Here is a 21152-nt window from a genome sequence, read left to right on the forward strand (position 1 = left end):
CGGTTCTGGTCCGAACCGTCCGTGATCGGTGACCGTTGTGACCGGTCAGTTCGGACCACAACCGCCTGACGCCCGGCAGACCCAGCCCGGGAGGGCTCTCGCGCGGTGCGTCAGAGGTCTTCGGCGTAGGGGATCTGGTCCGCCGCGTCGGAGGTCATCCAGGTCCGGATGGTGTACGTGGCGCGGACGTCGTCCTCGTTGTAGGTGAGGAGGCGTTCGCGCTGCGTGAGGTCCCGCTCGCCGCCGTCCAGCGCGACCGCGTCGCGGTACCAGCGCATCGAGTTCTCGCCGCTGGCCTCCGGGTCGCGCCAACCGAACCCCGCGCTGGGGGCGATCACCTTGAGGCCCTTGCCGTTCGGGCACAGGAACTGGTCGCGGACCACCGCGAACAGGTCGACCCACTCGGCGGAGTTGATGAACTCCTTGACCTCGGAGACCGGCGGAACACCGGGCTTGCCCGCGAAGCGCTCGGCGGAGGCCAGCATCCAGCGGTTCTCCGCCAGCTCGTTGTAGCAGTAGGCGCGGAAGCTCAGGCCGCGCTCGAAGGCCGTGCGGCGGACACCGGTGAACCAGCTCCAGAACTCCGCGAACGACCGGGCCTCGTCGTCGTTCGGCAGCGGCTCCCAGGTGACGAAGGCCCGGTAGCCCTGCTCCTCGCCGATGTCGGTGCCCGACAGCCAGCAGCCCCACATGTAGGCGCCGTCGTCGGCGTAGCTCTCCATGTCCACGTCGATCTCGACGTCACCGCGCGGCACGTCGAGATCGCGGACCCGCCGCACCAGCGGCATCTCCCGCAGCCACGCCTTGGCCAGCAGGATCGCATCAGTGTTGCGCACGCCCGTGAGCTGCAGGTCCTCGGCGCCCTCCAGCGGTGTGCACGCCAGCTGGTCGATCGTGGCGATGCCCCGCTCGCGCAGCACGGTGGCGTCCTCGCCGCGCACCACCAGGCTCACGTCGCGCCGGTCGCGCAGCTGGGACTCGCAGGTCGGCCACCACGGGCAACCGCGGCACTCGGTGATCCGGGAGGGCTGCGCCAGCGGTTCGCCGCCCTGGGCGGCTGCGGTGGCCACCGCGAGCCGGTCGCCGAAGCGCGCGTCGTACTCGGCGAGCGCGGTGCGCCCGCCGGGCCAGTTGGGGCTGCGCAGGTCGTGCCAGACGACCACGTCGGCTTCCACGCCGATCGCACCGGCCGTGCGGTCCCCCGCGCCGTACCCGCACGCCTCCAGCAGCCGGACCGCGTGCACCAGTCGGAGCTGGTCGCGGGGCTGCGGGCGGACCTTGCGGGTCTTGTCGACCTTCGCCGCCTCGGGCACCGGTCGCTCGATCGGCGAGACCTTCGCCCCGTTGCCGGGATCGGTGATCTTGTGCCGGACCACCAGGACCGGGACGTAGCCGTTGCCGCTGCGCACCAGCAGGTCGATCGCGCCGCGGCGACCGCCTTCGGCGTCGTCGGGCAGCTGCGCGCCGGAGATGTGGGGGACGCCCTCGCCCATCGCGTCGAGGGTGAGCCGCGCGCGGTCGGCGTAGGGCGCTCCGCGCGGGATCTCTGTCCAGTCCGCGCCCAGCAGCTCGCCCAGCTGGGCGGCGACGGAGCGGCGGTGTTCGGCGGCGTCGGCGATGCGCTGCTCGACGCCCAGGTCCAGCGGCGCGGTCGAGACGTCGCGCATCTCCGGGTCGTTCTCCAGGTGCACGCGTCGACGGCAACGCGTCACCACGCCTGCGTCGAGCAGCACCTCATCCTTCACGGGTAAAGGGTATGCGGTGGCCCTGACAGGCGCGCCCATCACCCCGGTGACATCGCGTGCCGACGATGGCCACTCCTGGTGCACACACGATCGCGTTCTGCTTTCGTGCACTGCTCCATCCGGACTTATGGTGATCGCGGTGCTGGGAATTCGCGGATCCGGGGAGGTGTGCGCGGTGAGGAAACTCGCCAGGCGACGCGGGAAGATCACTCAGGGTGCTCAGCGGGGGTGCCGGAAGTGCGCCGTCAAGAAGACGAGGGCCGAGAAGAAGGCGCGACGCCAGGTCGACAAGGCGGCCCGGAAGGTCGCGGCCCGCAGCAAGGCCGCCGAGAAGAGGGCCGCCCGGAAACCGGCGGCGGCCCACAGCGCTCCCGCGCAGCAGGCCGACCCGGCGACACCCCCGCCGCTGACGTCCGCACCGGTCGGCAAGAAGGCGGCGAAGGCGCTGCTCAAGGCCGACAAGCAGACCGCGAAGGCGATCAAGAAGGGCGAGTACGGGACGGTCACCCCGGGCAACGCCAAGAAGATCGTCGGGATCGCCAAGATCGTCGGTCCGGTGCTCCTGCCGTTCGCGCTGCGCGCGGTGAGCACGGTGCGCGAGAACTACGACCGCTCCCGCGCCCGCAAGCTGGGCGTCCCGGTGGACGACCTCGGCAAGTTCACCGGTCACGGGGCCTCGCTGCACGCCCGCATCGCCGGCGACTCGGTCGCCCTGCGCGACCTGCGCGAGCAGTCCACCGGTGAGGAGCGCGGCCACGCCAGGACCTACGCCGACCAGGCCGAAGCCCGCCTCGCGCAGCTGACCAGCGCGGTCCGCGCCGCCGAGCGGATGCCCTCGCCGCGCCGCAAGTCCGCGCACCGCGCGGTCGACCAGGAGCTCTCGCGCATCGAGAGCGAACTGCTCACCCGCTTCGGCGTGTCCACCGGGTGAAGACGAAGGTGGGGCGCCTCCTCCGCGGAGACGCCCCACCACTCGCAGCGCGGATCAGCCCTGACCGGGGATCTTCACCAGGCCCTGTTCGGCCATCCAGTCACGCGCGACGTCGGCCGGGTCCCGGCCTTCGACGTCGACCTGCGCGTTGAGCTTCATCAGTTCCTCGTTGGTCAACTTCTCCGAGACCGGCTGGAAGACCTGCGCCAACTGCGGGTAGCGCTTCAGCATCTCGTCGCGGAGGGTGACGCCGATGTTGTACCGGGGGAAGAACTGCTTGTCGTCGGCCAGCACCTTCAAGTTCAGCGACCTGATCCGGCCGTCGGTGGTGAACACCTCGCCGAACGTGCACGTCCCCTGGGCCGTGGCCTGGTAGATCGCTCCCTCGGTGAGGACCTTGACCTTGCTCGGGTCGGTCTTGAACCCGTAGGTCTGCTCCACGCCCGGCAGGCCGTCGTTGCGGCTGGCGAACTCGGTGTCCACGCAGAACGTGGCGTCCTCCGGGTGCTCGGCCATGATCCGCGGGATGTCCGAGTTCTCCTCCACGCCCAGGCGCTTGGCGGCGTCCTGGTTGACCGCGAACGCGTAGGTGTTGTCCACCTTGTAGTCGATCGCGGTCCAGGCCACCCCGTTGCGTTCGAGGTCCTGCTTCTTGACGGCCTCGTACTGGGCGCGGGCGTCCGGGATCGGGTCGTTGTTGCCGTTGTAGTTGACCCAGGACGTGCCCGTGTAGTCCCAGAGGATGTCGATCTGGTCGCTGGTCAGCGCGTTGCGCGCGGTCGAGGAGCCCTGGATGGAGCTCAAGTCCCGCACGTTGGCGCCGGCCGCGGACAGCGCGAACTCGCCGAGGTAGCCCAGGATGAGCTGCTCGGTGAAGTTCTTCGACCCCACCGTGATCGTCTGGCCCTCCAGCTCCGGAACGGGCTGGATGATGCCCGGCTCCACCGCCAGCGGAACCGACGAACCCGAGCTGAGCCCGCATCCCGACAGCATCAACCCGGCCATCGCCAGCGAGGCCGCTTTGAGCGCACGACTGCGCTTGCGGAGCTTCATCGCAACCCCCTCGGCGACAGGTAGGTCTCGGCCAGCGCACCGAGCCAGTCGACCAGCAGCGCCAGCGCCATCGCCAGCACCGAGCCGACGATCATGACCGTGTAGTCGTTGAGCTTGTAACCGGTGTCGATGAGCTCACCCAGGCCCCCCGCGCCGACGAACAGCGCCAGCGTCGCGGTTCCCACCGCCAGCACCAGCGCGGTCCGCAGACCGGCGAGGATGAACGGCACGGCCAGCGGCATCTCGATGCGCATCAGCACGCTCGAACCGGACATGCCGATGCCGCGACCCGCGTCGACCAGCGACGCGTCCACCGACTGCAGCCCCACGATGGTGTTGCGCAGGACGGGCAGCAGCGCGTAGAAGGCGATCGGCAGCGTCGCGATCCAGAACCCGGTGGAACCACCGGTGAACAGGAAGAACAGCACCAGCAGACCCATCGAGGGCGCCGCCTGACCGATGTTGGCGATGCCGATCACCAGCGGTGCGATGCGGCGAGCCCAGCTGCGGCTGAGCAGCACGCCCAGCGGAACCGCGACCAGCACCACGATCAGCGCCACCGCGATGCTGATCAGGAAGTGCGTCCAGGTCAGACTCAGGATCGTCGTCGAGTTGAGGCTCCGCTGCGTCACCTCGTCGTTGTCCCGGGTGAACGCCCATCCCAGCACCGCCGCGACCAGCACCACCACGGTCACCGGCTGCGCCAGCAGCCGCAGCCGCTCGGCGCGCCCGGACCCGGAGTCGGAAGCGTAAGTGCTGCTCATGAGGCGTCAGCCCCAGACCCGGCAGCGTCCGACCCCGCGGGCTCCTCCGCGCCGTCGGAGGCGTTCTCGTCGCGCAGCGCCTTGATCGTGTTCATCACGGTGTCGATGTCGACCACGCCGACGTACTCACCGCGAGAGCCCACGACCACGGCCACCCCGTCGTCGTCGGTCAGGATCGCCTCGAGGGCGTCCTGCAGGGTCGAGGCCCGCGACACCGAGTCCTCCACCGGACGGCCGGCCCGCGACAGGTCGGAGACCGAGCCCGCCTCGCGAGCGGTCGCCCAGCGCAGCGGACGGTTGCGCTTGTCGAGCACCAAGCCGATCGCGCCACGGCGGGTGCCCAGACGTTCGCGCAGCACCGAAGGTGCGTCGTCGACCGTCGCGGTCGGAACTTCGCCGACCTCGATCTCGCGCACGCGGCGCAGCGTGAGCTGCTTGAGGGCCGCGCCCGCCCCGACGAATCCGGCGACGGTGTCGTCGGCCGGGTTGGTCAGGATCGCCTCCGGGGTGTCGTACTGCAGGATCTTGGAGCGCTCGCCCAGCACCGCGATCCGGTCGCCGAGCTTGACCGCCTCGTCGAAGTCGTGCGTGACGAACACGATCGTTTTGCCCAGGTCTGCCTGCAGGCGCATGAGCTCGTCCTGCAGCACACCGCGGGTGATCGGGTCCACCGCGCCGAACGGCTCGTCCATCAGCAGCACCGGCGGGTTGGCCGCGAGCGCGCGGGCGACGCCGACGCGCTGCTGCTGTCCACCGGAGAGCTGCCGCGGGTAGCGGCCCCGGTACTCGGCCGGGTCGAGGTTGACGAGGTCGAGCATCTCGTCCACGCGCTCGGAGATGCGCTTGGAGTCCCAGCCGACCAGGCCGGGAACCATGCCGACGTTGTCGCCGACGGTCATGTGCGGGAACAGGCCCGCCTGCTGGATCGAGTAGCCGATCTCGCGGCGCAGCTTGTCCGCGTCCAGGCCGAGCACGTCCTGCCCGCCGATGGTGATCTTGCCTGAGGTCGGCTCGATCAAGCGGTTGATCATGCGCATGGTGGTCGTCTTGCCGGAACCCGAGGGTCCGACCAGCACCACCGTCTCCCCCGCGGGGATCGTCATGGTCACCGACTCGACGGCCGCCTGCTTCTGCCCCGGGTAGCGCTTGGAAACCTCTTCGAGCTTGATCTCCACGCCGTGCCCGGCGGTCTTCTTCTCGTCGTCAGCCACGGATACCTCTCGAAGTCGTCAACCGCCCGAACAGCACGAACAAGGCGTCGAGCGCCAGCGCCAGGATGACCACCCCGACGGTGCCCGCGAGGGCCATGTTCAGCGCGTTCGCGCCGCCCAGCTGGCCCAGGCCCATGAACAGCAGGTTCCCCAGACCGGGACCCTTGGCGTAGGCCGCGATGGCGGCGATGCCCATCAACATCTGGGCGCTCACCCGCATGCCGGCGAGGATCGCCGGCCAGGCGAGGCGGAGTTCGACGCGGGTGAGAACGCTGAACCGGTTCATGCCGATTCCTCGCGCCGCGTCCAGGATCGGCTGGTCGACGTTGGACAGGCCGACGATCGTGTTCCGCACGATCGGCAGGAGCGCGTAGAGCACGAGCGTCACCACCGACGGGGCCACGCCCAGGCCGAACACCGGGATGAGCAGGCCGAAGAGCGCGAAGGACGGGATCGTCAAGATCGCGCTGGAGAGAGCGGTGGCGATCGCCGCCCCGGCGGGGCTGCGGTAAACCGCAACCCCGACCAGGACGCCGATGATCGTTGCCAGCAAGATGCACTGAACCACCATGCTGACGTGCTGGTACGAGTTCACCAGCAACGATTGCCACCTGGATGCAACGTAATCCAGGAGATTCAATTATTTACTCTTTCTTGCCGGCTTCCGCCGAGTCGGACTCCTCGTCGGAGGGCTCCGCAGGAGTCGTGACCAGCTGGAATTCGCCGTCGTGCTCCTCAGTACCGGCGATGACGGCCTGCTCGAGCACCTCCGCACCCTTCTGGTCGCGAACCGTGATGGCGTCAGAGCGCAGGTCCTTCGTCATGGCCACGCACATGAAGATCATCACGATCGCGAACGGCAGGGCACCGATGAACGTGAGGTTCTGGATGCCTTCCAGGGCCTTGTCCTGGCCGATCACCAACATCACCGCGGCGACCGCACCGGTGGCGGCACCCCAGAAGATGACGACCCACTTGCTCGGCTCGATCGCGCCCCGCTGCGACAGCGTGCCCATCACGATGGACGCGGCGTCGGCACCGGAGACGAAGAAGATCGCGACCAGGACCATCACCAGAACGGCGGTGACCAGTGCCAGCGGCAGGTGGTCGAGCACCGCGAAGGTCTGCGCCTCCGCACTGCCGTCGCCGTAGACGTTGGTGCCACCCTTCTGGGTGTCGATCGCGGCACCACCGAAGATCGCGAACCACACGAGGCTCACGACGCTGGGCACCAGCAGCACGCCGCCGATGAACTGGCGGATCGTGCGGCCCCGGCTGATCCGGGCGATGAACATGCCCACGAAGGGCGTCCAGGAGATCCACCAGGCCCAGTAGAAGACGGTCCAGCTGGACAGCCAGTCCTGCATCTCCGCACCACCGGTGGCACCGGCCCGCGAAGCCATCTCGCCGAACTCGCTCATGTAGGAGCCGACCGCCGTGGGCAGCAGGTCCAGGATGAACACCGTCGGTCCGAGGATGAACACGAACAGCGCCAGGATGGCCGCCAGCACCATGTTGATGTTGGACAGCCACTGGATCCCCTTCTCCACGCCCGAAACCGCGGAGAGGATGAAGCAGAGCGTCAGCACGGCGATGATGGCGACCAGCACGTTGGTGCCGGCCTCACCGATCGGCCAGTTGGCGGCCTGCATACCGGCCTTGATCTGCAGCGCACCGAGACCCAGCGAGGCCGCGGAGCCGAACAGCGTCGCGAACAGCGCCAGGATGTCGATGATCTTGCCCAGTGGCCCCTCGGCGGCCTTCCTGCCGATCAGCGGCGTGAAGACACCCGAGATGGTCTGCTTGCGGCCGCGGCGGAAGCTGCTGTAGGCGATCGCCAGACCAGCCACCGCGTAGATCGCCCACGGGTGCAGGGTCCAGTGGAACAGCGAGGTCGACATGGCCGTCTTGATGGCCTCTTCGCTCTCGCCCGGGACGGTGCCCGGCGGCGGGGAGACGAAGTGGCTCAGCGGCTCGCTCACGCCGTAGAACATCAGACCGATGCCCATACCGGCGCTGAACATCATGGCGATCCAGGACACCGTGCGGAACTCGGGTCCTTCGTCGTCACCGCCCAGCGGGATCCTGCCGTACTTGCTGAAGGCCAGGAACAGGGCGAAGACCACGAACCCGGTCGCCGCGAGCACGAAGCCCCAACCGGTGTTCTTGATCAGCCAGGTCAACGCCGTCGAAGACGCGTTGCTGAGCGAATCGGTCGCCAGGGCGCCCCAAGCGACCACCGCGAACATGATGAGCGCAGTGACACCGAAGACGACCCAGTCCGTTCTGGGCTTGCCGAGGAACTCGGCATCTGGTTCGGAGGAATGACCGCCCTTGGCGGGTCCCCCACTTTGTTCAGTTTCGGTCGACACAGGTATCGGCGCCGACTTTCGGCGACGCCCCCTCCTCTCCGTCGTCGGTTACGACGTTTTCGGAACCAATCGAACCGCCTATTCGGGCGGTTGGTGGCTCCAAATCGTCGGCAACCTATAAACCGTGACCCAATCGGGTTAACAAGGCAAGCTCACCTGCGGTCAGCGTGGCCGAACCGACACCTAGACTGGCCAACCGTGAAGGCTGGTCTGACACCTACGCAGGGCGCGCTGCGCGTCCTGCGCGGTGCCGGTTTGGCCTGCACAGCGGCGTCACTGTCCGTAGCCGCTCACGCGGCCGCGGGCGGGTCGCTCCCAGGCCTGGGAACGACCGTCGTGATCACCGTTCTGCTGACCGGTGCCGGGGTGGCACTCGCTGATCGCAAGCGCGGGTCGTGGGGCATTCTAGGGGCACTGTCGGTCAGTCAACTGGCACTTCACTTCTTTCTCGAGCTGACCGCCCTCGGCCACCACGGTTCCGGGCACCTCCACGGCCCACCGCCGATCCCGGTCTCGCCGTGGCTGATGACCCTCGGCCACGTGATCGTCACGCTGGTGACCGCCCTGGTCATGGCCCATGCCGAACAGGTACTGTTCGTAGTCACCCGGTTGTTGCAAGCCATCTTCCCCAGGAAGACGACGCCGTTACCGGTTGTGACACCGCCGCCTGCGGTCTGCGTGCCGGCGCCGGTTCCGCGGACTCTTGCGCAACTGATCTACCAGCGGATTCACGCACGTCGTGGACCCCCGAAATCTCCCGTTGAAAGCAACGATCCGGTGTATATCGCCGTTCGAGCATTGCTATTCCGATGAATCGCGCATACGCGCGCGCGATTATCCGACGAGCACGGGAGATTCCAAGAGAACATGTCGACAAATCGATTCCTGGCGCGGTCCGCGAGTTGGATCACCGTGGGCGGCATCGCCCTCGCAATGGGCACCGCTCCCGCCTACGCGCACGTGAGCGCACAGCCCGAAGAGGCCGAGAAGGGCGGCTACGCGAAAATCGCGTTCCGCGTGCCCAACGAGGACCCGGTGGCAGGAACCGTCCAGATCAAGGTCATGCTCCCCGAGCAGCACCCGCTGAGCTCGGTGCGCACCAAGCCGATCCCCGGCTGGACCGCGCAGGTCGAGAAGGCGCAGATCCCGCCGGTGATGGTGGACGGCACCCAGGTCACCGAGGCGGCCCGAAGCATCACCTGGACCGCGCAGCCGGGCACCCGGATCGGCCCGAACGAGTTCAACGAGTTCGAGGCCACGCTGGGAGCGCTGCCGGAGAACGCCGACGAGCTGATGCTGCCCACGACCCAGACCTACGACAACGGCAAGGTCGTGGACTGGAACCAGCCGACTCCCCCGAGCGGCGAGGAGCCGGAGCACCCGGCACCGGTGGTGAAGCTGATCGCCGCGAAAGGCGGCCACAGCCACGGCGGTACGCCGTCCGGATCGGGCGGACAGGAAGCCGACCAGCACGGATCGGCGGACGACACGGCTCGCTACCTCGGCGGCGCCGGACTGATCGTCGGTGCGCTGGGCCTCGGCGTCGGCGCCGGCGCCCTGCTGCGCGGACGTCGTTCCGGCGGGGACGCGTCATGAGGCGGCTGCTGACCGTCGGCGCGTTCGCACTGGTCGCGCTCATCGGCGGTGCCGCTCCGGCGCTCGCGCACAACGTGCTGGTCGGCAGCGATCCGGCCGAGGGCGCGCAGCTGTCCGCGAGCCCGCGCGAGGTCCGGTTGACCTTCGACCAACCGGTCCGCGCGGGCGAGTCCTACAACACCGTCAACGTGGTGGGGCCGGACGGCTCGTTCTGGGCGGACGGACCGGCTCGGGTCGAGGGCAACTCGGTCATCGCCCCGGTCCGCGAGCTCGGACCGGCCGGTACCTACACCGTGGGTTACCGGATCCTGTCCAGCGACGGGCACCCGGTCCCGGGCAAGGTCAGCTTCACCCTGACCGCCCCCGGCAAGGGCACCCCGGCCCCCGGACCGCAGGGCGGACAGGACTCCGATCAGCCCGCTGACCAGGCGGAATCCGACTCCGGTGGGATGCCGATCTGGCCGTGGATCGCGGGCGCCGTCCTGGTCGTGATCGTCGGGCTGGTCCTGGCCCTGCGCCTGGGCGCACCGAAGAAGTGAATCCCCGGGAGGGTGTCCGGACTCCGCGTCCGGGCGCCCTCCCGCTCCTCTTTCCGCGGAATTCCGGATCCCGTTCTCAACGGAAGTCCCGATCACGATTCATGTGGAATTCCGCGTTCCGATTATCGCGCGAATTGTCGATCACTTCGTGCGGAGCTGGATCGCCCCCGCGACCCCGGGTTCGAGAGATCCGTCGCGAACCAGGTTCGGCGGAACCATGAACCACGGCTGCGGCCCACCCTCCGGCCCCCAGACCGGGAGGTAGGACTGGTCGATCAGCGAGATCGCGAAGTCCGTCGAGACCTCGTTCCCCCTCCCCAGCGCCGCGGTCCCCTGCCACGGCATCACCGCCGAACCGCCCAGCGGCACGAAGCGGAACCTGCCCTGCTCCGGCCGGAGCGACAGGCTCATCCGGACCCTGTCGTGCCGCCACATCGCGGCGTAGTCGAGCTCGGCGTCCACGTGCTTGTTGGCCAGGTACGTGATCGTCTCGTCCCAGGCCAGGGCCAGCAGCTCGCGGCGGGTCCCGCCCAGCTCCGGATCGTCCAGGTCGAACGGGTCGGTGTAGACCCGGCGGGAGAACTCCACCGGATCGTCGCCGGCGTTCGGCACGTCGACCGCGTGCACGATCGAGCGGAACATCTCCGCGAACCGGGGCTGACCGGCGCAGCCCGGGTCGCGCTCATCGACCTCGGCCAGCGCACCGCGCGGATCGACCCGCACGTCCAGCCCCGCCACGGCGGACTCGTAGCGGTCGCGGTGGCGGGCCAGCAGCTCGGCGCGCGCTGCCGCGTCGCCGCAGCCGAACTCCGCCGCCGCCTCGTCGATGTTGCGCACCGACACCACCCGGTCCGCGCCGGTCAACTCCAGCATCCGCCGGAACTCCCGCTGGTAGCCGCAGTACCGGCTGACGTCGCGCACCCGGAAGTGGCTCGGATCGGCCAGCGCGGTCACCCGGATCCCCGGCGGGTGCACCCGTCTCACCGCGGTGTCGAGCTGCAACAACCGGGCGAGCATCGCCACCTCGGCCAGGTCGGGCAAGCCGCCGAGCGCCTTCAGCCGCGAACCGTCCTGCTTCGTCGGCGGTCCCAGCAGCACCAGCTCGGCCGGTTCCCCCTCGGCCACCGCGCGCGAGAGATCCTCGTCGGCCTGCTCCCACGGGTAGGCCGTGCGGGACGCGCCGAACAGCTTCGCCTGCATGACCTGCCAGATCGCCCGAGTCGTGCCCAACTCGATGGCCGCCACCCGGTCACCGAGCCGGGCACCGGTCTCCTCCGCCTTCCGGCACAGTCCGCCCACGATCTCCGCCTGCTCGTCGTCGGAGAGCCGGACGCCCTGCCGCCACAACGTCGGCCGGGTGCGCATCTCCCCGAGCCGGAGCTGGGCGACCGAGGTGGCGTGCGACAAGCCCGGTGTCGCCAGGTGGCCCCGACCCAGCGGCGTCGGCTGCGGCAGCGCCTCGAAGGTGCCGATGGCGTCCGGCTCGTCGACCCCGGTGAACCCCGGAGCCGCGACCGGCACCACCACGGCCTGCGGGAACGCCGATCGGAGGGCTTCGAGGTTGGCGGCCTTGTCGTCGAAGGCGGCCACCGGTTCCCAGCCGCTCATGCCGCGCAGCGCGGCGACCTTCTGCTCGCCGACGTCCGCGCCCTCGTCGCTGGTGCGCAGGTCGAGGTGGCCGAGACCGTGCCGGGCCAGCGCCTCCTCGGTGGCCGCCCGCATCCGGTGCCGACGTCCGGTCACCAGCACCACTCGGCCGCCGGCCTGCTCGACGTCGCCGGCGAACTGCCGCACGCCGGGCGCGAGCTCGTCAGTCAGCAGCGCTTCCCGGTCCCACGAGATCGCCCGCCGGAACTCCGCGTGCTCCGCGTCCGCCGACAACCCGGCCACGTCCCGGAACGGCCGCCACCCCGGCTCGTACAAGCCCGGCAGCACCGGCAGCGGACCGGTCACGCCGATCGCCGCGAGCGCCGATCGCACCCGCGCCCGCGGGTGGAAGGCGCAGAAGTCCAGGTCGAGGGCGACCAGCGGGCGCGGCGTCGCGGGATCCCTGCGATGCGCGGCCGAGCGGTCCTTGACCAGCCGCAACACCTGCTGGAGCAGCTCGTGCTGGGCGGAGGGGACGTGATGCAGGTGAGGGCTCCACGGGTGTTCGCCCGCGAGCACCGACAGCAGCCCCGCCGAGCAGAACCGCAGCTCGCGGGCGAGTACCCCGGCCACGTCCGGGCTGATCGCGGTCAACCCGCGGTGCAGCCCGGTGATCGTCTCGGTCACGCGGTCCGGGTCGGCGGGTTCCAGACCGGGCACCACCACCCGCCCGCTCGGCAGGTGCACGCCGAGCGGCCCCACCGGGACCTTCCCGGCCGCCAGCAGTCCCCGGACCGTGATCACCACCGGCCGCACGACGCTCTCGATCAGCTCGTCCTCGGCGAGCTCCGGCGGCTCCACCAGCGGGATCGTTCCGCGGGGTGCTGTTCCGACCAGGCAGTACTTCGCGAGAAGGGAGTCGCGCGCGAGGTCCTCCAGCGCGCGTTCCGGCAACGTGCCGGTTGCGTACACCGCGTCTCCTTAACGATTGCAGCGCTCATCAGGCCTTCCACGTGTGCGGATGGCGGCTGCGCGAGGAGGCGCGAAAATTCGGTTCGACCGAAACCGACGACTACCGATCGGCGAACCCGCAGGTCACTGCGGGAATGTTCGGTTCTCCAACGGGTCCGCGATGCGGTCCGGAGGACGAAGTCGCGCAAGTCGGCGAGCGGTCATTCACCGTCGACGAACTGCACCGGAGCGAGCCCGTTCGGCTCGTCCATCCGCCGGAGCGCGGCGCGGGCGCGGCGGTGGAGCACCCGACGCGAGATCCAGCCCGCCGCGTAATGCCGGTACGCCTGGGCCACCATCACCAGTTCGGCGAGGTGTTCGGCGTAGGGCTCGCGGAGTTCCGGCGGCAGCTGTCGCATCGACTCGAGGTGGCCGTCCACGATCTCGTTCAGCAGCCGCGCGCTGGCGAGCGCCCGGTCCCGGCGCGATCGCGGGGCCTGCTCACCCGGCGAGAACTCTGCGATCCTCATCGACAGCCCATCCGCTTAGCACCACTCGATGCACCAGTTCGCTCGTATGGTTTACCCCTTCAGGTCGAATCCTGTAACCAAAACCGACCAGAAAGGCACCGCAAACCGACCAAGATCGCCCTATCGGACGCATCAAGGTTGAGCCGGAAGCGTCAGTCGATGCTTCCGTCCACACGAGACGTCAGCTGTACGGCGCCCACTGGGTGTCCAGATCGCCTTCTCGGATCGTGCGCAGCCGCCAGCTCAGCTGCTCGCGCACGCTCGGATTCGTGCGCAGGATCGGCAGCACCCCGGTGGTGATCTTGAGTTCGCGCAGCTCGCGCAGCACCGGGAAGCCCTCCCACGACGTGATGTCGAAGCCGTAGGCGTCGGCCAGCTCGCGGTGCCACTCGGCCGGATAACCCATGCGCAGGCTGCCCACCGCGATCGGCGTCAGGTCCCACTCGGGCTGGCCGATGCACAGCGAGTCCAGATCGCACAGCAGCGGGCCGTCCGGACCACCGATCACGTTGCCCAGGTGGGCATCCGCGTGGATGACCGCGCGCGGCAGCGGGAACTCCAGCCCGTCGAGCTGTTCTTCCAGGTAATCGCACCGCTGCTGGAGGAACGCGTGGTCCTCCGGGTCGATGTCCACCGCGTCGAGCAGCCGACGCCGGATGTCGGCCATCGGCTTCCAGGGCTTGAACGTCTCATCGGCGAGCGGCTGGGAGTGCATCTGGCGCAGCAGATTGCCCAGGTCGGCGCTACCGGGCACCCGGCCCTCCTCGGGCACGAACTGCCACAACGTCGCGCAGTGCGCACCCGAGGTGACCGGTTGCTCCACCCCCGGGAGTAACCGCACCGCGGGAACCCCGTGCACCGCGAGCCAGTGCGCGGCCTCGACAGCGGTGCGCGCCCGGTGGGCGAACGACGAGGACAGCACGACGCGAACGATCACGGGTTCGTCCCGAAGCAGGAAAACCCCGTTGTTGATGCACCTGATCAGCCGGGCGCCACGCGGGTTCAGGCCGACGGTCTCGCAGATCTCGGTCAGCGCCAGTTCCAGTTCCGGGGGGACGCTCTGACCCTGTTGAACCTGGTATGTCTTCATGCTCATGTTCTCAACACCGACGTCGCCGGCCGGTCACACCCGGAATCGGGGCGACCTCACGCCTGGCGGAACCGCCGGACTTCCTCGAAGAGGTCACGGGAATCCGAGTTGGCCCGGTTCTTGCCCGCTTCCAGCTCCAGTGGTTTGAGCCGGTCGGCGACCCGGGCGGACTTCACGCGCTCACCGAACTGCAGCGCACGACGTCCGACCTTCAGGCCTTCCTGAACGTCGCCGGCCCGGAAGTGGTTGGTTGCCTGCAGGCTCAACCCGAAAACGTGGGTTCGCTGCATGTCCGCGCCATACGCCTCGTTGCACTTGATGGTCTCGGCGACCGCGATCGAGGCGTGCTTCTTGGGATCGAACACCGCCAGCGCGTCGTGCGCGGAGCCGATCATGCCGTGCAGGTCGTTCTCGGTGAAGAAGCGGACCCAGTCCGGAGCGTCGTCCACGTTGGCGCGGGCGAACTCGTCCTTGGTGCGGCCCACCATCTTCTGCACCTGGTCGGGCTTGTTGAGCATCCCGTAGGCCCACGCCTCGTTCGCGCACAGCACCGCGACGGTCAGCGAAGAACCCGATTCCTGGGCCGCGATCTGGCCCAGCTGGAACAGCTTCAACGCCTCGTTGGGCTCCTGGTAGTGCAGGTAGACCCGGCCCATCCGGTACAGCACGCTGGCCACGAGGCTGTCGTCGTCAGCGCGCTTGGCGAACTCCAGGGCGCGGCCGAAGTGGCTGCGCGCCGGGTCCAGCAGGCCCACGTCGAACGAGGTCCAGCCGGCCAGGCTGTGCATGTCCGCCAGCGCCACGAACAGCTGCTTGCGGACGGGATCGCTGGAGGTGGAGTCCAGCAGCTGCTGGGCCCACGAAAGCTGGGCGACCACGGCGTCGCGGCAGGTGCCGCCGCCGTATCGGTAGTCGAGGTCACGCAGGGCCTTGGTGGCGGCCTGAATCTGCTGCACATCCGTCATGCCGATGCGCGCCGGAGCCGGAGTCTGGGCGTTGGCGGGCGACCAAGCACTGTCTTCGGTGCCGAACACCGCGGCGCCCATGGTCACCGCGGCCGCGTGGGACAGGAACTTCCGACGCTTCACCGATTCGTCCTCCTCAGCTTCCAGGGCGTTCGTCGCTTTCGCGACCCGCATGGCGGTCGCCCCGTCGTAGGCGAGGCCCATGTAGCCCCGCGGGATGCCGAGCCCGTCGGCTATTCGGGCCAGCACGTCATACGCCATGACCTGCCGACCCTTGAGGATCTCGGACACCTCGGACTGGGATTGGCCCGTCGAGGCGGCGATCTGCCGCTGCGAGACCCCGTGCCGGCGCAGTTGCCGGTAGACCTCGCTGACGTCCCTCCGGGCCAGCGCATCCCGCATCTCCCGCTCGTTCCAGACGTCGGGAGTAACGGGCGAGCCGCCAGATCCGATGATGTTCATTTGACCCCCTGACGCTCTCAAACGGGCGTTGCTCGCAGAGTAAGCGCACTGCGGCAACTCGGTGAAGCCCGTATCGGTAGAGGTGATCGGTTGCGGTGAAGTCCGCTTACCGCTCGTCGCGGCCTTCGGTCCGGTCGTCGCCTGTCCTCTAGGCGAAGCGACCGCCAGGCATCAATGTAGTCATCAGCAAGCAGCGAGCACAGACGGGATCTGGGGCAACACGATGGACATTCGAGCGACGGACTCGCGGCAGGAGGGTGACGGAACCCCGCACGTTCCGGAACCCGCCGACCGCCGTCGCTGGTGGCACGTCGACTGCCGCGATGTCGCGAACGCGCATCGGAGCCTGGCCGTGCTCGTCAACAGGGACAAGGTGGTGCTCGTCGGACCGCCCGGCTACGCCGCGGAACTCGAAAGCCGTGGTGCAGCTCAGTTGTCGATGGCGTTGCGGGATGCCGCAGCGCAGGCGAGAAAGTGACGGTGGACGTCTCATGGACGAGATCCTGGGGCAGGTGTTGCGCAGCGCGGTGCGTGAGCGGCTCGATGTTCTTTCCGAGCTCGCCGACCACGCGGACGCCCCCTCCCTGCTCTCCGTGGCGCGCGCCGAACTCCCGCGGCTGACCGCGGGATGGCGGGCGCTGCTCACCGCGCACGAAGCCGACGAGAAGGGCAACTGCCCGGAGTGCTCCGGACGTCGACGCCCCACGAAAGCACCGTGCTCGGTGTGGGAGTCGGCCTACGAACACCTGGTCGCAGGAGCCCTCGCACCCCGTCCCGCACGGCACCAGCGACCGGCGCACGCTTTGCAGCCGGCCACGCCGGTGCCGTAAGCCGGCGGACTCGGACCCGGACAGCAGCACCTCCTCCCCGACCCGGGACCGAGCAACCGCCAGGTGGCGGCCGATGAGCGCTTAGTCGCGAATCCCCGACCCCGGCCAACGCGAGTCGGCCGCCACCAAGCTCCACCGCTGTGACAACACAAGACTTCCGCGGGCCGGTGCTGACGCACTCCCCTCCCCCCGACCGGTACCGGTCCGCGGACTCCAACCACTCCGGATCACCGTTTCCCCGGACGGACCGGAGGTGGAAAAGGCCCTGGACGCGACCTCCCCGACTCGCGCCCAGGGCCTTTCCTTATTTCTGGGTTCGGGTTGGACCGCTCAAGAAAACAGCCCACCGCCAGGCAACCGGCGAAGCCGGTTTCTCCTCACCCCATCTGAGCTGCTGGCACCGCCGCGGGTTCTGAGCGGCGTTGTGGCGAGCACGCCTCGACGCCGTGTTGGACATACATAAGTCGTGGCGCGCGGAGTCCACAACGCCGCTCAGGTTCCGCTTCTCGCACCGCCGAGCAGGACGACCACAGAGCCTTGTCAGTAAGCAGTACCCAAGACCCAACTGCGGGACACCAAGCTCCGACCGGAACCCAATTATTTCCTTCGTAGTCTTGCTCTTTCGGTGAAGTCCGGTTCGAGGCGTAGGCCTTCTCTGGGTGAAACTCCGCGTGGGGTGGGGACGTTCGGGGGTTCGATCAGCTGTGTCCGGTCTGCCGGGACCATGGCCCAGGGTTGGCGCGGGCCCAGGAGCGGCGAGTAGACCGGGACGAAACCCTGGTCCAGCAGCGAGATGGCGAAGTCGATCGCGACGTGGCCGCGCGGGTCCAGGACGCCGGTCCCCTGCCAGGGCAGCAGGCCTGATCCGCCGAGGTAGGTGAAGCCGAGGCAGCCCTGCCGGACCGCGCTGAGCGTCAACCGCACCCGGTTCGGGAACATCCGCTCGTAGCCGAACTCCTCGTCGACCTGCATCGTCGCCATGTAGCGGATGACCGTGTGCCACGCACGGCGCAGCACCGCGCGTCGCCCCTGCCGGACCTCGGCGGAGGCGCTGGGATCGCTGACGTTGTAGATGTCGGCGTACAGGGCGGCCGACCACTCCAGCCGATCGGTGCCCGCGGGGACCGTCACCGGTACCGAGTACACCAGCGACATCAGGATTTCCCGGAACAGCCCGATCACGTGCGGCGCGAAATCCGTCTCCGCCGTCGACCAGTCGTGCACGGATTCCAGGGTGCGCAACGGGTTGTCGGTGATGTCGAAGTCGCGCAGCCGATCGCTGAGCAGCTTCCGGTAGTTCGCGATCCGGCGGGCGCGCTCGGCGGGCAGGCCCGGCCCGAGCCGCTGCTCGGCGACCTCGTCGATGTCGGCCACCGTCGTCCGGTCCCCGATGCCGACGAGATCCACGTACTCGCGCAGCTTCCGCTGGTAGGCGTCGGCGATCGCGGCCGGCCTGCTCCGGAAGTGCCTGCCGTCGGTGAGGATGTTGAAGTGCAGCCCCGGCGGGTACACGGCCGCGACGGCGCGCTGCATCTCGCGCAGCCGCGCCATGGCGCCCAGCTCCGCCAGGTCCGGCAGCGGGCCGGACGCCTTGAGCCGGTTCAGGCACTGCTTGACCGGGAATCCCAGCAGCACCACGTCGATCGGTTGCCCGGCGCGCACCGGGGTTTCGGCATCGCGCTTGAGGTCGGCCAACCGGTAGTTGGCGCGCGAACCCTTGATGAACTGCTTGCGGGTCAGCACGTGGTGCAGCGCGGCCAGCACTCGCTCGACGTCGTCCGGGTGCTCGTCCAGGCCGAACTTCGCGATCGCACCTCGACCCGTGCGCTGCGCGGCCCGGTCGGTGTCGGCGACGATCGAGTCCACGATGGACTGCGTCTCGCCCTCGGTGAGGTGCACCGCCCAGCGGCCGGCCAGTCGGTTCCGGCGCAGCGCACCGATCTGCAGCTCCTCCAGGGAATGCGTGTTGGACAGCTTCGGCCCGCCCGGCGCGCTGGGCCGCGTCTCGAAGGTGGCGATGACCGCGGCGTCGTCGGCGGCGGGGGCGTCCGGCCGCCGCTGCGCGGCCAGGCCCGGGATCTCCACCGCGACCGGCACCGCGTCGCCGAACTCCGCGCGCACCGCCGTCCTGTTCTCCCCTTCGTCGTCGAAGACCGCGACGACGTCCACCTCGCCGAGGGCGCGGATCCGCTCCGCTTTGACCTCGGCGATCGGCCGGGAGACGTCGCTCGGCACGACCAGCAGCGTCGCGTCCGGCACACCGGCGTCGGCCAGCAGCTCGGCGGTGATCTCGCGGAACCGCTCCTTGCGGGCCGTGCAGAACACCACCTGGCCACCGGCGTCCTGGACGTCCCAGACGAACCGGGCCAGGCCGGGGTTCACGCTGTCGGTGCGCAGCCGCTCGCGCGGCCGGGACTGGAAGGCCCGCAGGAAATCACCGCGCAGCTCGTCCCAGTCCACCGCCGGGTAGCGCTCGCCGAGTCCCGAGGAGCGCACGAAGTTCTCCCAGCTGCCGGGCAGGTGCGTCGGCAGCACCGGGAGCGTGGCCGGACCGGCCAGTTCGAGGATGCCGCCGGGCGCGCCCGGCCGGGGCCCGGAGACGGCGCGGGCCGCGTCGGTGATCCGCTGCAACGGGATCAGCCCGCACAGGTCGACGTCGATGACCACGGCGGGCCGCGGCGCGTCCGGGTTCCACCGGCGCTCGCGGGTGCCCTGCTGGACGCGGTCGAGCACCGACTTGAGCACGCTGTCCTGGCTCTCCGGGACGGTGTGCGCGTAGCTCTGCAGCGGCTGCTCGCCGGAGAGCAGCTCGGCGGTGTGCGGTGCGAGGTAGCGCAGCTCCTCGCCGATGACCCGTCGCACGGCGTCGCGCACCTCGCGGCCGCGGTCACCGGCTCGCAGCGAGGCGAAGCCCTCGCCCAGCCGTTCCAGCGTGCTGACCAGCGCGCGAACCCCGGTGGTGACCTCCGCGCGGCTCGGCTCGGCGGTGATCCGCTCGTGGTCGGTGACCACGATCCGGCCGGTGGCCTGCAACTCGGGCGAGAGCTCGACGGCGAATCCCGTCTCGTCCAGCGCGAAGAGGCCGAGGCCGTGGGTGTCCAGCGCCAGGCGGAACACCCGCAGCAGCGGCCGCACGAAGTGCTCCAGGAAGTGGTCGAGCTCGTCCTCGCGGCGCGCGAACCGGTTGTCCAGCACGACGCGCAGCAGCTTCGGCGCGCCGTCGGAGTCCGGGTGCAGCAGCGCGTCGAGGTCGGCGGCGATCGTGCCGCCCGGGTGCCTGGGGTGCGCGGGGGCCGGGTCGATGACCCGCAGCAGCGCGGTCGTCCCGGTCCCGGTGTCGACCACCGCTCCCGGCACCGGCTGGGTGGCGCAGTGCATCCGCAGTTCCGGGTCGCCGGAGACGACCGAGGCGAAGCGCTCCCAGCCGCGCAGCGCGCGCAACGCCTGGTCGCGGGAGTCGATGGCCTGCACGCGAACGGCGCGTTCCCGTCGGCCGACGGTCACCCCGGCTTCGGGGAACGGCACCTTCGGGCCGGCCCCGGGACCGCGCAACGACGCCAGCACCCGGTGCGCCAGTTCGCGGTCGGCACCGCAGATCAGGTCGACGCGCTCGGCCGGAACCTCGGTGACCCGCGGTTGCGCGGGGCTCTCGGGGGTCAGCGAACCGGCGAGCCGGTTCAGCCACGCCGCGTCGAAAACCCGCCTGGTGCGCCGCGATCGGACCAGCGCGCGGTACAGGTCGGCCCAGGTCGCCTCCGCGCCCAGCGGGATTCCGGTGCCGACACCGGCCAGCAGCAGATCGCCGTCGGGAGCCTGCTCGACCCAGAGCCCGTAGCCCCCGGCGGTGAGCAGGTCGTTCGCCTCGGCGACGGTGAGCGGGCGCCAAGGTCCCGGGGCCGGGAGCCCGTCCACCGGCCAGTCGTCCTGCGCGGAGTCCTCCGCCAGGAACGGCAGGTCCGTCTCCGCCTGTCGAGCCGTCACCACTTCCCGGGCCGTCACGGGGCCGAGCGGACGGTCTCGGCACACAGGCGAGGGAACCCGGGTACGGCGAGCAGACGTGGGGCAGCCGTGCAGTAACCCACAATGACCCTTCTGTCACGGAGAATGACGACTCTCGTCACACTAGATAGCGACCCTCCGCGTTGACAACATGACTCAATGCATACCGGTTTCCTGTAACGCTCGTGGATCACCAGGCCGAATGGGGTTTTCACCCGCATGGGATGTAACACTTGACCTAGGTCAAGTGACGCCCAACGAATTCACCCTTTCGCTTGACGGCGTCGGCGGCATGTCCGATACGCACGGATGTCGGCTCAGCACCAGACTGGTCGACACAACTCCAAAAAACCAGGGAGTCGCATTGCCTGCAGAAACAGCACCGCTGCGGCGCAAGCCCGTGCAGCAGCGAAGTGCCCAACGAGTGGAGAAGATGCTCGCCGCCACCGCCGGCCTCATCGACGAGGTGGGCTACGACGGATTAACAACCACCCTCATCGCGGAACGAGCCGGAGTCGCGGTCGGAT

At 69.4% G+C, this 21152-nt stretch carries 18 protein-coding genes; 7 read left to right on the top strand and 11 right to left on the bottom strand.

Features of this window, described 5'->3' with window-relative positions:
* Positions 1-110: 110 nt before the first annotated feature.
* Positions 111-1745, bottom strand: coding sequence for a TM0106 family RecB-like putative nuclease (locus AB0J91_RS30330; protein ID WP_363875764.1), 1635 nt, complete (start codon positions 1743-1745; stop codon positions 111-113).
* 175 nt (positions 1746-1920) lie between these two features.
* Between AB0J91_RS30330 and AB0J91_RS30335 the strand changes: the two genes are divergently transcribed.
* Positions 1921-2676, top strand: a complete 756-nt coding sequence (locus AB0J91_RS30335) for a DUF6474 family protein (RefSeq protein ID WP_363875767.1) — start codon at positions 1921-1923, stop codon at positions 2674-2676.
* A 54-nt stretch (positions 2677-2730) separates the two neighbouring features.
* On the opposite strand, the gene AB0J91_RS30340 is transcribed toward AB0J91_RS30335, so the two are convergent.
* From AB0J91_RS30340 to AB0J91_RS30360, 5 genes are read right to left on the bottom strand one after another with little or no spacing between them, the layout of a single operon-like run.
* Entirely contained in the window at positions 2731-3729 is a 999-nt protein-coding gene (locus AB0J91_RS30340) for a glycine betaine ABC transporter substrate-binding protein (protein WP_363875770.1), read from the bottom strand.
* Complete coding sequence (locus AB0J91_RS30345) at positions 3726-4493, bottom strand: ABC transporter permease (protein WP_363875773.1); 768 nt, start codon at positions 4491-4493, stop codon at positions 3726-3728. Before AB0J91_RS30345 ends, AB0J91_RS30340 begins: the two co-directional genes overlap by 4 nt.
* Positions 4490-5704: an ATP-binding cassette domain-containing protein gene (locus AB0J91_RS30350; protein ID WP_363875776.1), complete on the bottom strand. Its 1215-nt coding sequence runs from the start codon at positions 5702-5704 to the stop codon at positions 4490-4492. Before AB0J91_RS30350 ends, AB0J91_RS30345 begins: the two co-directional genes overlap by 4 nt.
* Entirely contained in the window at positions 5697-6344 is a 648-nt protein-coding gene (locus AB0J91_RS30355) for an ABC transporter permease (RefSeq protein WP_363785267.1), read from the bottom strand. The genes AB0J91_RS30350 and AB0J91_RS30355 overlap by 8 nt, the downstream gene beginning before the upstream one ends.
* A gap of 4 nt (positions 6345-6348) precedes the next feature.
* A complete protein-coding gene (locus AB0J91_RS30360) occupies positions 6349-8076 on the bottom strand; it encodes a BCCT family transporter (protein WP_363875779.1) in 1728 nt (575 codons plus the stop codon).
* Between the two features lie 336 nt (positions 8077-8412).
* Here AB0J91_RS30360 and AB0J91_RS30365 point away from each other — a divergent pair, with 336 nt between their 5' ends.
* The 3 genes from AB0J91_RS30365 to AB0J91_RS30375 are packed head-to-tail and all read left to right on the top strand — an operon-like array spanning position 8413 to position 10211.
* The gene (locus AB0J91_RS30365; protein ID WP_363875782.1) at positions 8413-8889 is read left to right on the top strand and encodes a hypothetical protein; all 477 of its coding nucleotides are present in this window, start codon (positions 8413-8415) and stop codon (positions 8887-8889) included.
* Between the two features lie 54 nt (positions 8890-8943).
* Entirely contained in the window at positions 8944-9672 is a 729-nt protein-coding gene (locus AB0J91_RS30370) for a YcnI family protein (RefSeq protein ID WP_363875785.1), read from the top strand.
* Positions 9669-10211, top strand: a complete 543-nt coding sequence (locus tag AB0J91_RS30375; RefSeq protein WP_363875788.1) for a copper resistance CopC family protein — start codon at positions 9669-9671, stop codon at positions 10209-10211. The genes AB0J91_RS30370 and AB0J91_RS30375 overlap by 4 nt, the downstream gene beginning before the upstream one ends.
* 141 nt (positions 10212-10352) lie before the next feature.
* Here the strand turns inward: AB0J91_RS30375 and AB0J91_RS30380 are convergent, their stop codons facing one another.
* The 4 genes from AB0J91_RS30380 to AB0J91_RS30395 all read right to left on the bottom strand — a co-directional run bounded on the left by AB0J91_RS30380 (position 10353) and on the right by AB0J91_RS30395 (position 15796).
* Entirely contained in the window at positions 10353-12770 is a 2418-nt protein-coding gene (locus tag AB0J91_RS30380; protein ID WP_363875791.1) for an L-tyrosine/L-tryptophan isonitrile synthase family protein, read from the bottom strand.
* A gap of 200 nt (positions 12771-12970) precedes the next feature.
* The gene (locus AB0J91_RS30385) at positions 12971-13279 is read right to left on the bottom strand and encodes a hypothetical protein (protein ID WP_363875794.1); all 309 of its coding nucleotides are present in this window, start codon (positions 13277-13279) and stop codon (positions 12971-12973) included.
* 181 nt (positions 13280-13460) lie between these two features.
* Positions 13461-14375 (bottom strand): aminoglycoside phosphotransferase family protein, encoded by a 915-nt coding sequence (locus AB0J91_RS30390; protein ID WP_363875797.1) that lies wholly within the window; start codon positions 14373-14375, stop codon positions 13461-13463.
* 50 nt (positions 14376-14425) lie between these two features.
* The gene (locus AB0J91_RS30395; RefSeq protein WP_363875800.1) at positions 14426-15796 is read right to left on the bottom strand and encodes a helix-turn-helix transcriptional regulator; all 1371 of its coding nucleotides are present in this window, start codon (positions 15794-15796) and stop codon (positions 14426-14428) included.
* A gap of 61 nt (positions 15797-15857) precedes the next feature.
* Between AB0J91_RS30395 and AB0J91_RS30400 the strand changes: the two genes are divergently transcribed.
* Together AB0J91_RS30400 and AB0J91_RS30405 are read left to right on the top strand one after the other, a co-directional pair.
* Positions 15858-16274 carry a hypothetical protein gene (locus AB0J91_RS30400; protein ID WP_363875803.1) on the top strand — a complete coding sequence of 139 codons (417 nt, stop codon included), beginning with the start codon at positions 15858-15860 and terminating at the stop codon, positions 16272-16274.
* A gap of 13 nt (positions 16275-16287) precedes the next feature.
* Complete coding sequence (locus tag AB0J91_RS30405; protein ID WP_363875806.1) at positions 16288-16626, top strand: hypothetical protein; 339 nt, start codon at positions 16288-16290, stop codon at positions 16624-16626.
* A 597-nt stretch (positions 16627-17223) separates the two neighbouring features.
* On the opposite strand, the gene AB0J91_RS30410 is transcribed toward AB0J91_RS30405, so the two are convergent.
* Positions 17224-20625: an L-tyrosine/L-tryptophan isonitrile synthase family protein gene (locus AB0J91_RS30410; RefSeq protein ID WP_363875809.1), complete on the bottom strand. Its 3402-nt coding sequence runs from the start codon at positions 20623-20625 to the stop codon at positions 17224-17226.
* Between the two features lie 364 nt (positions 20626-20989).
* On the opposite strand from AB0J91_RS30410, the gene AB0J91_RS30415 reads away from it, so the two are divergent.
* Positions 20990-21152: TetR family transcriptional regulator (locus tag AB0J91_RS30415; protein ID WP_363875812.1), on the top strand; the 163-nt coding region annotated here is incomplete at its 3' end.

Source organism: Saccharopolyspora sp. NPDC049357 (genome assembly GCF_040677225.1).
GTDB lineage: Bacteria > Actinomycetota > Actinomycetes > Mycobacteriales > Pseudonocardiaceae > Saccharopolyspora.

Excerpts from the sequence above, each read along its gene's own strand:
- AB0J91_RS30340 (WP_363875770.1), bottom strand. The coding sequence starts at position 3,729 with ATGAAGCTCCGCAAGCGCAGTCGTGCGCTCAAAGCGGCCTCGCTGGCG.
- AB0J91_RS30345 (WP_363875773.1), bottom strand. The coding sequence starts at position 4,493 with ATGAGCAGCACTTACGCTTCCGACTCCGGGTCCGGGCGCGCCGAGCGG.
- AB0J91_RS30370 (WP_363875785.1), top strand. The coding sequence starts at position 8,944 with ATGTCGACAAATCGATTCCTGGCGCGGTCCGCGAGTTGGATCACCGTG.
- AB0J91_RS30375 (WP_363875788.1), top strand. The coding sequence starts at position 9,669 with ATGAGGCGGCTGCTGACCGTCGGCGCGTTCGCACTGGTCGCGCTCATC.
- AB0J91_RS30385 (WP_363875794.1), bottom strand. The coding sequence starts at position 13,279 with ATGAGGATCGCAGAGTTCTCGCCGGGTGAGCAGGCCCCGCGATCGCGC.
- AB0J91_RS30390 (WP_363875797.1), bottom strand. The coding sequence starts at position 14,375 with ATGAGCATGAAGACATACCAGGTTCAACAGGGTCAGAGCGTCCCCCCG.
- AB0J91_RS30395 (WP_363875800.1), bottom strand. The coding sequence starts at position 15,796 with ATGAACATCATCGGATCTGGCGGCTCGCCCGTTACTCCCGACGTCTGG.
- AB0J91_RS30405 (WP_363875806.1), top strand. The coding sequence starts at position 16,288 with ATGGACGAGATCCTGGGGCAGGTGTTGCGCAGCGCGGTGCGTGAGCGG.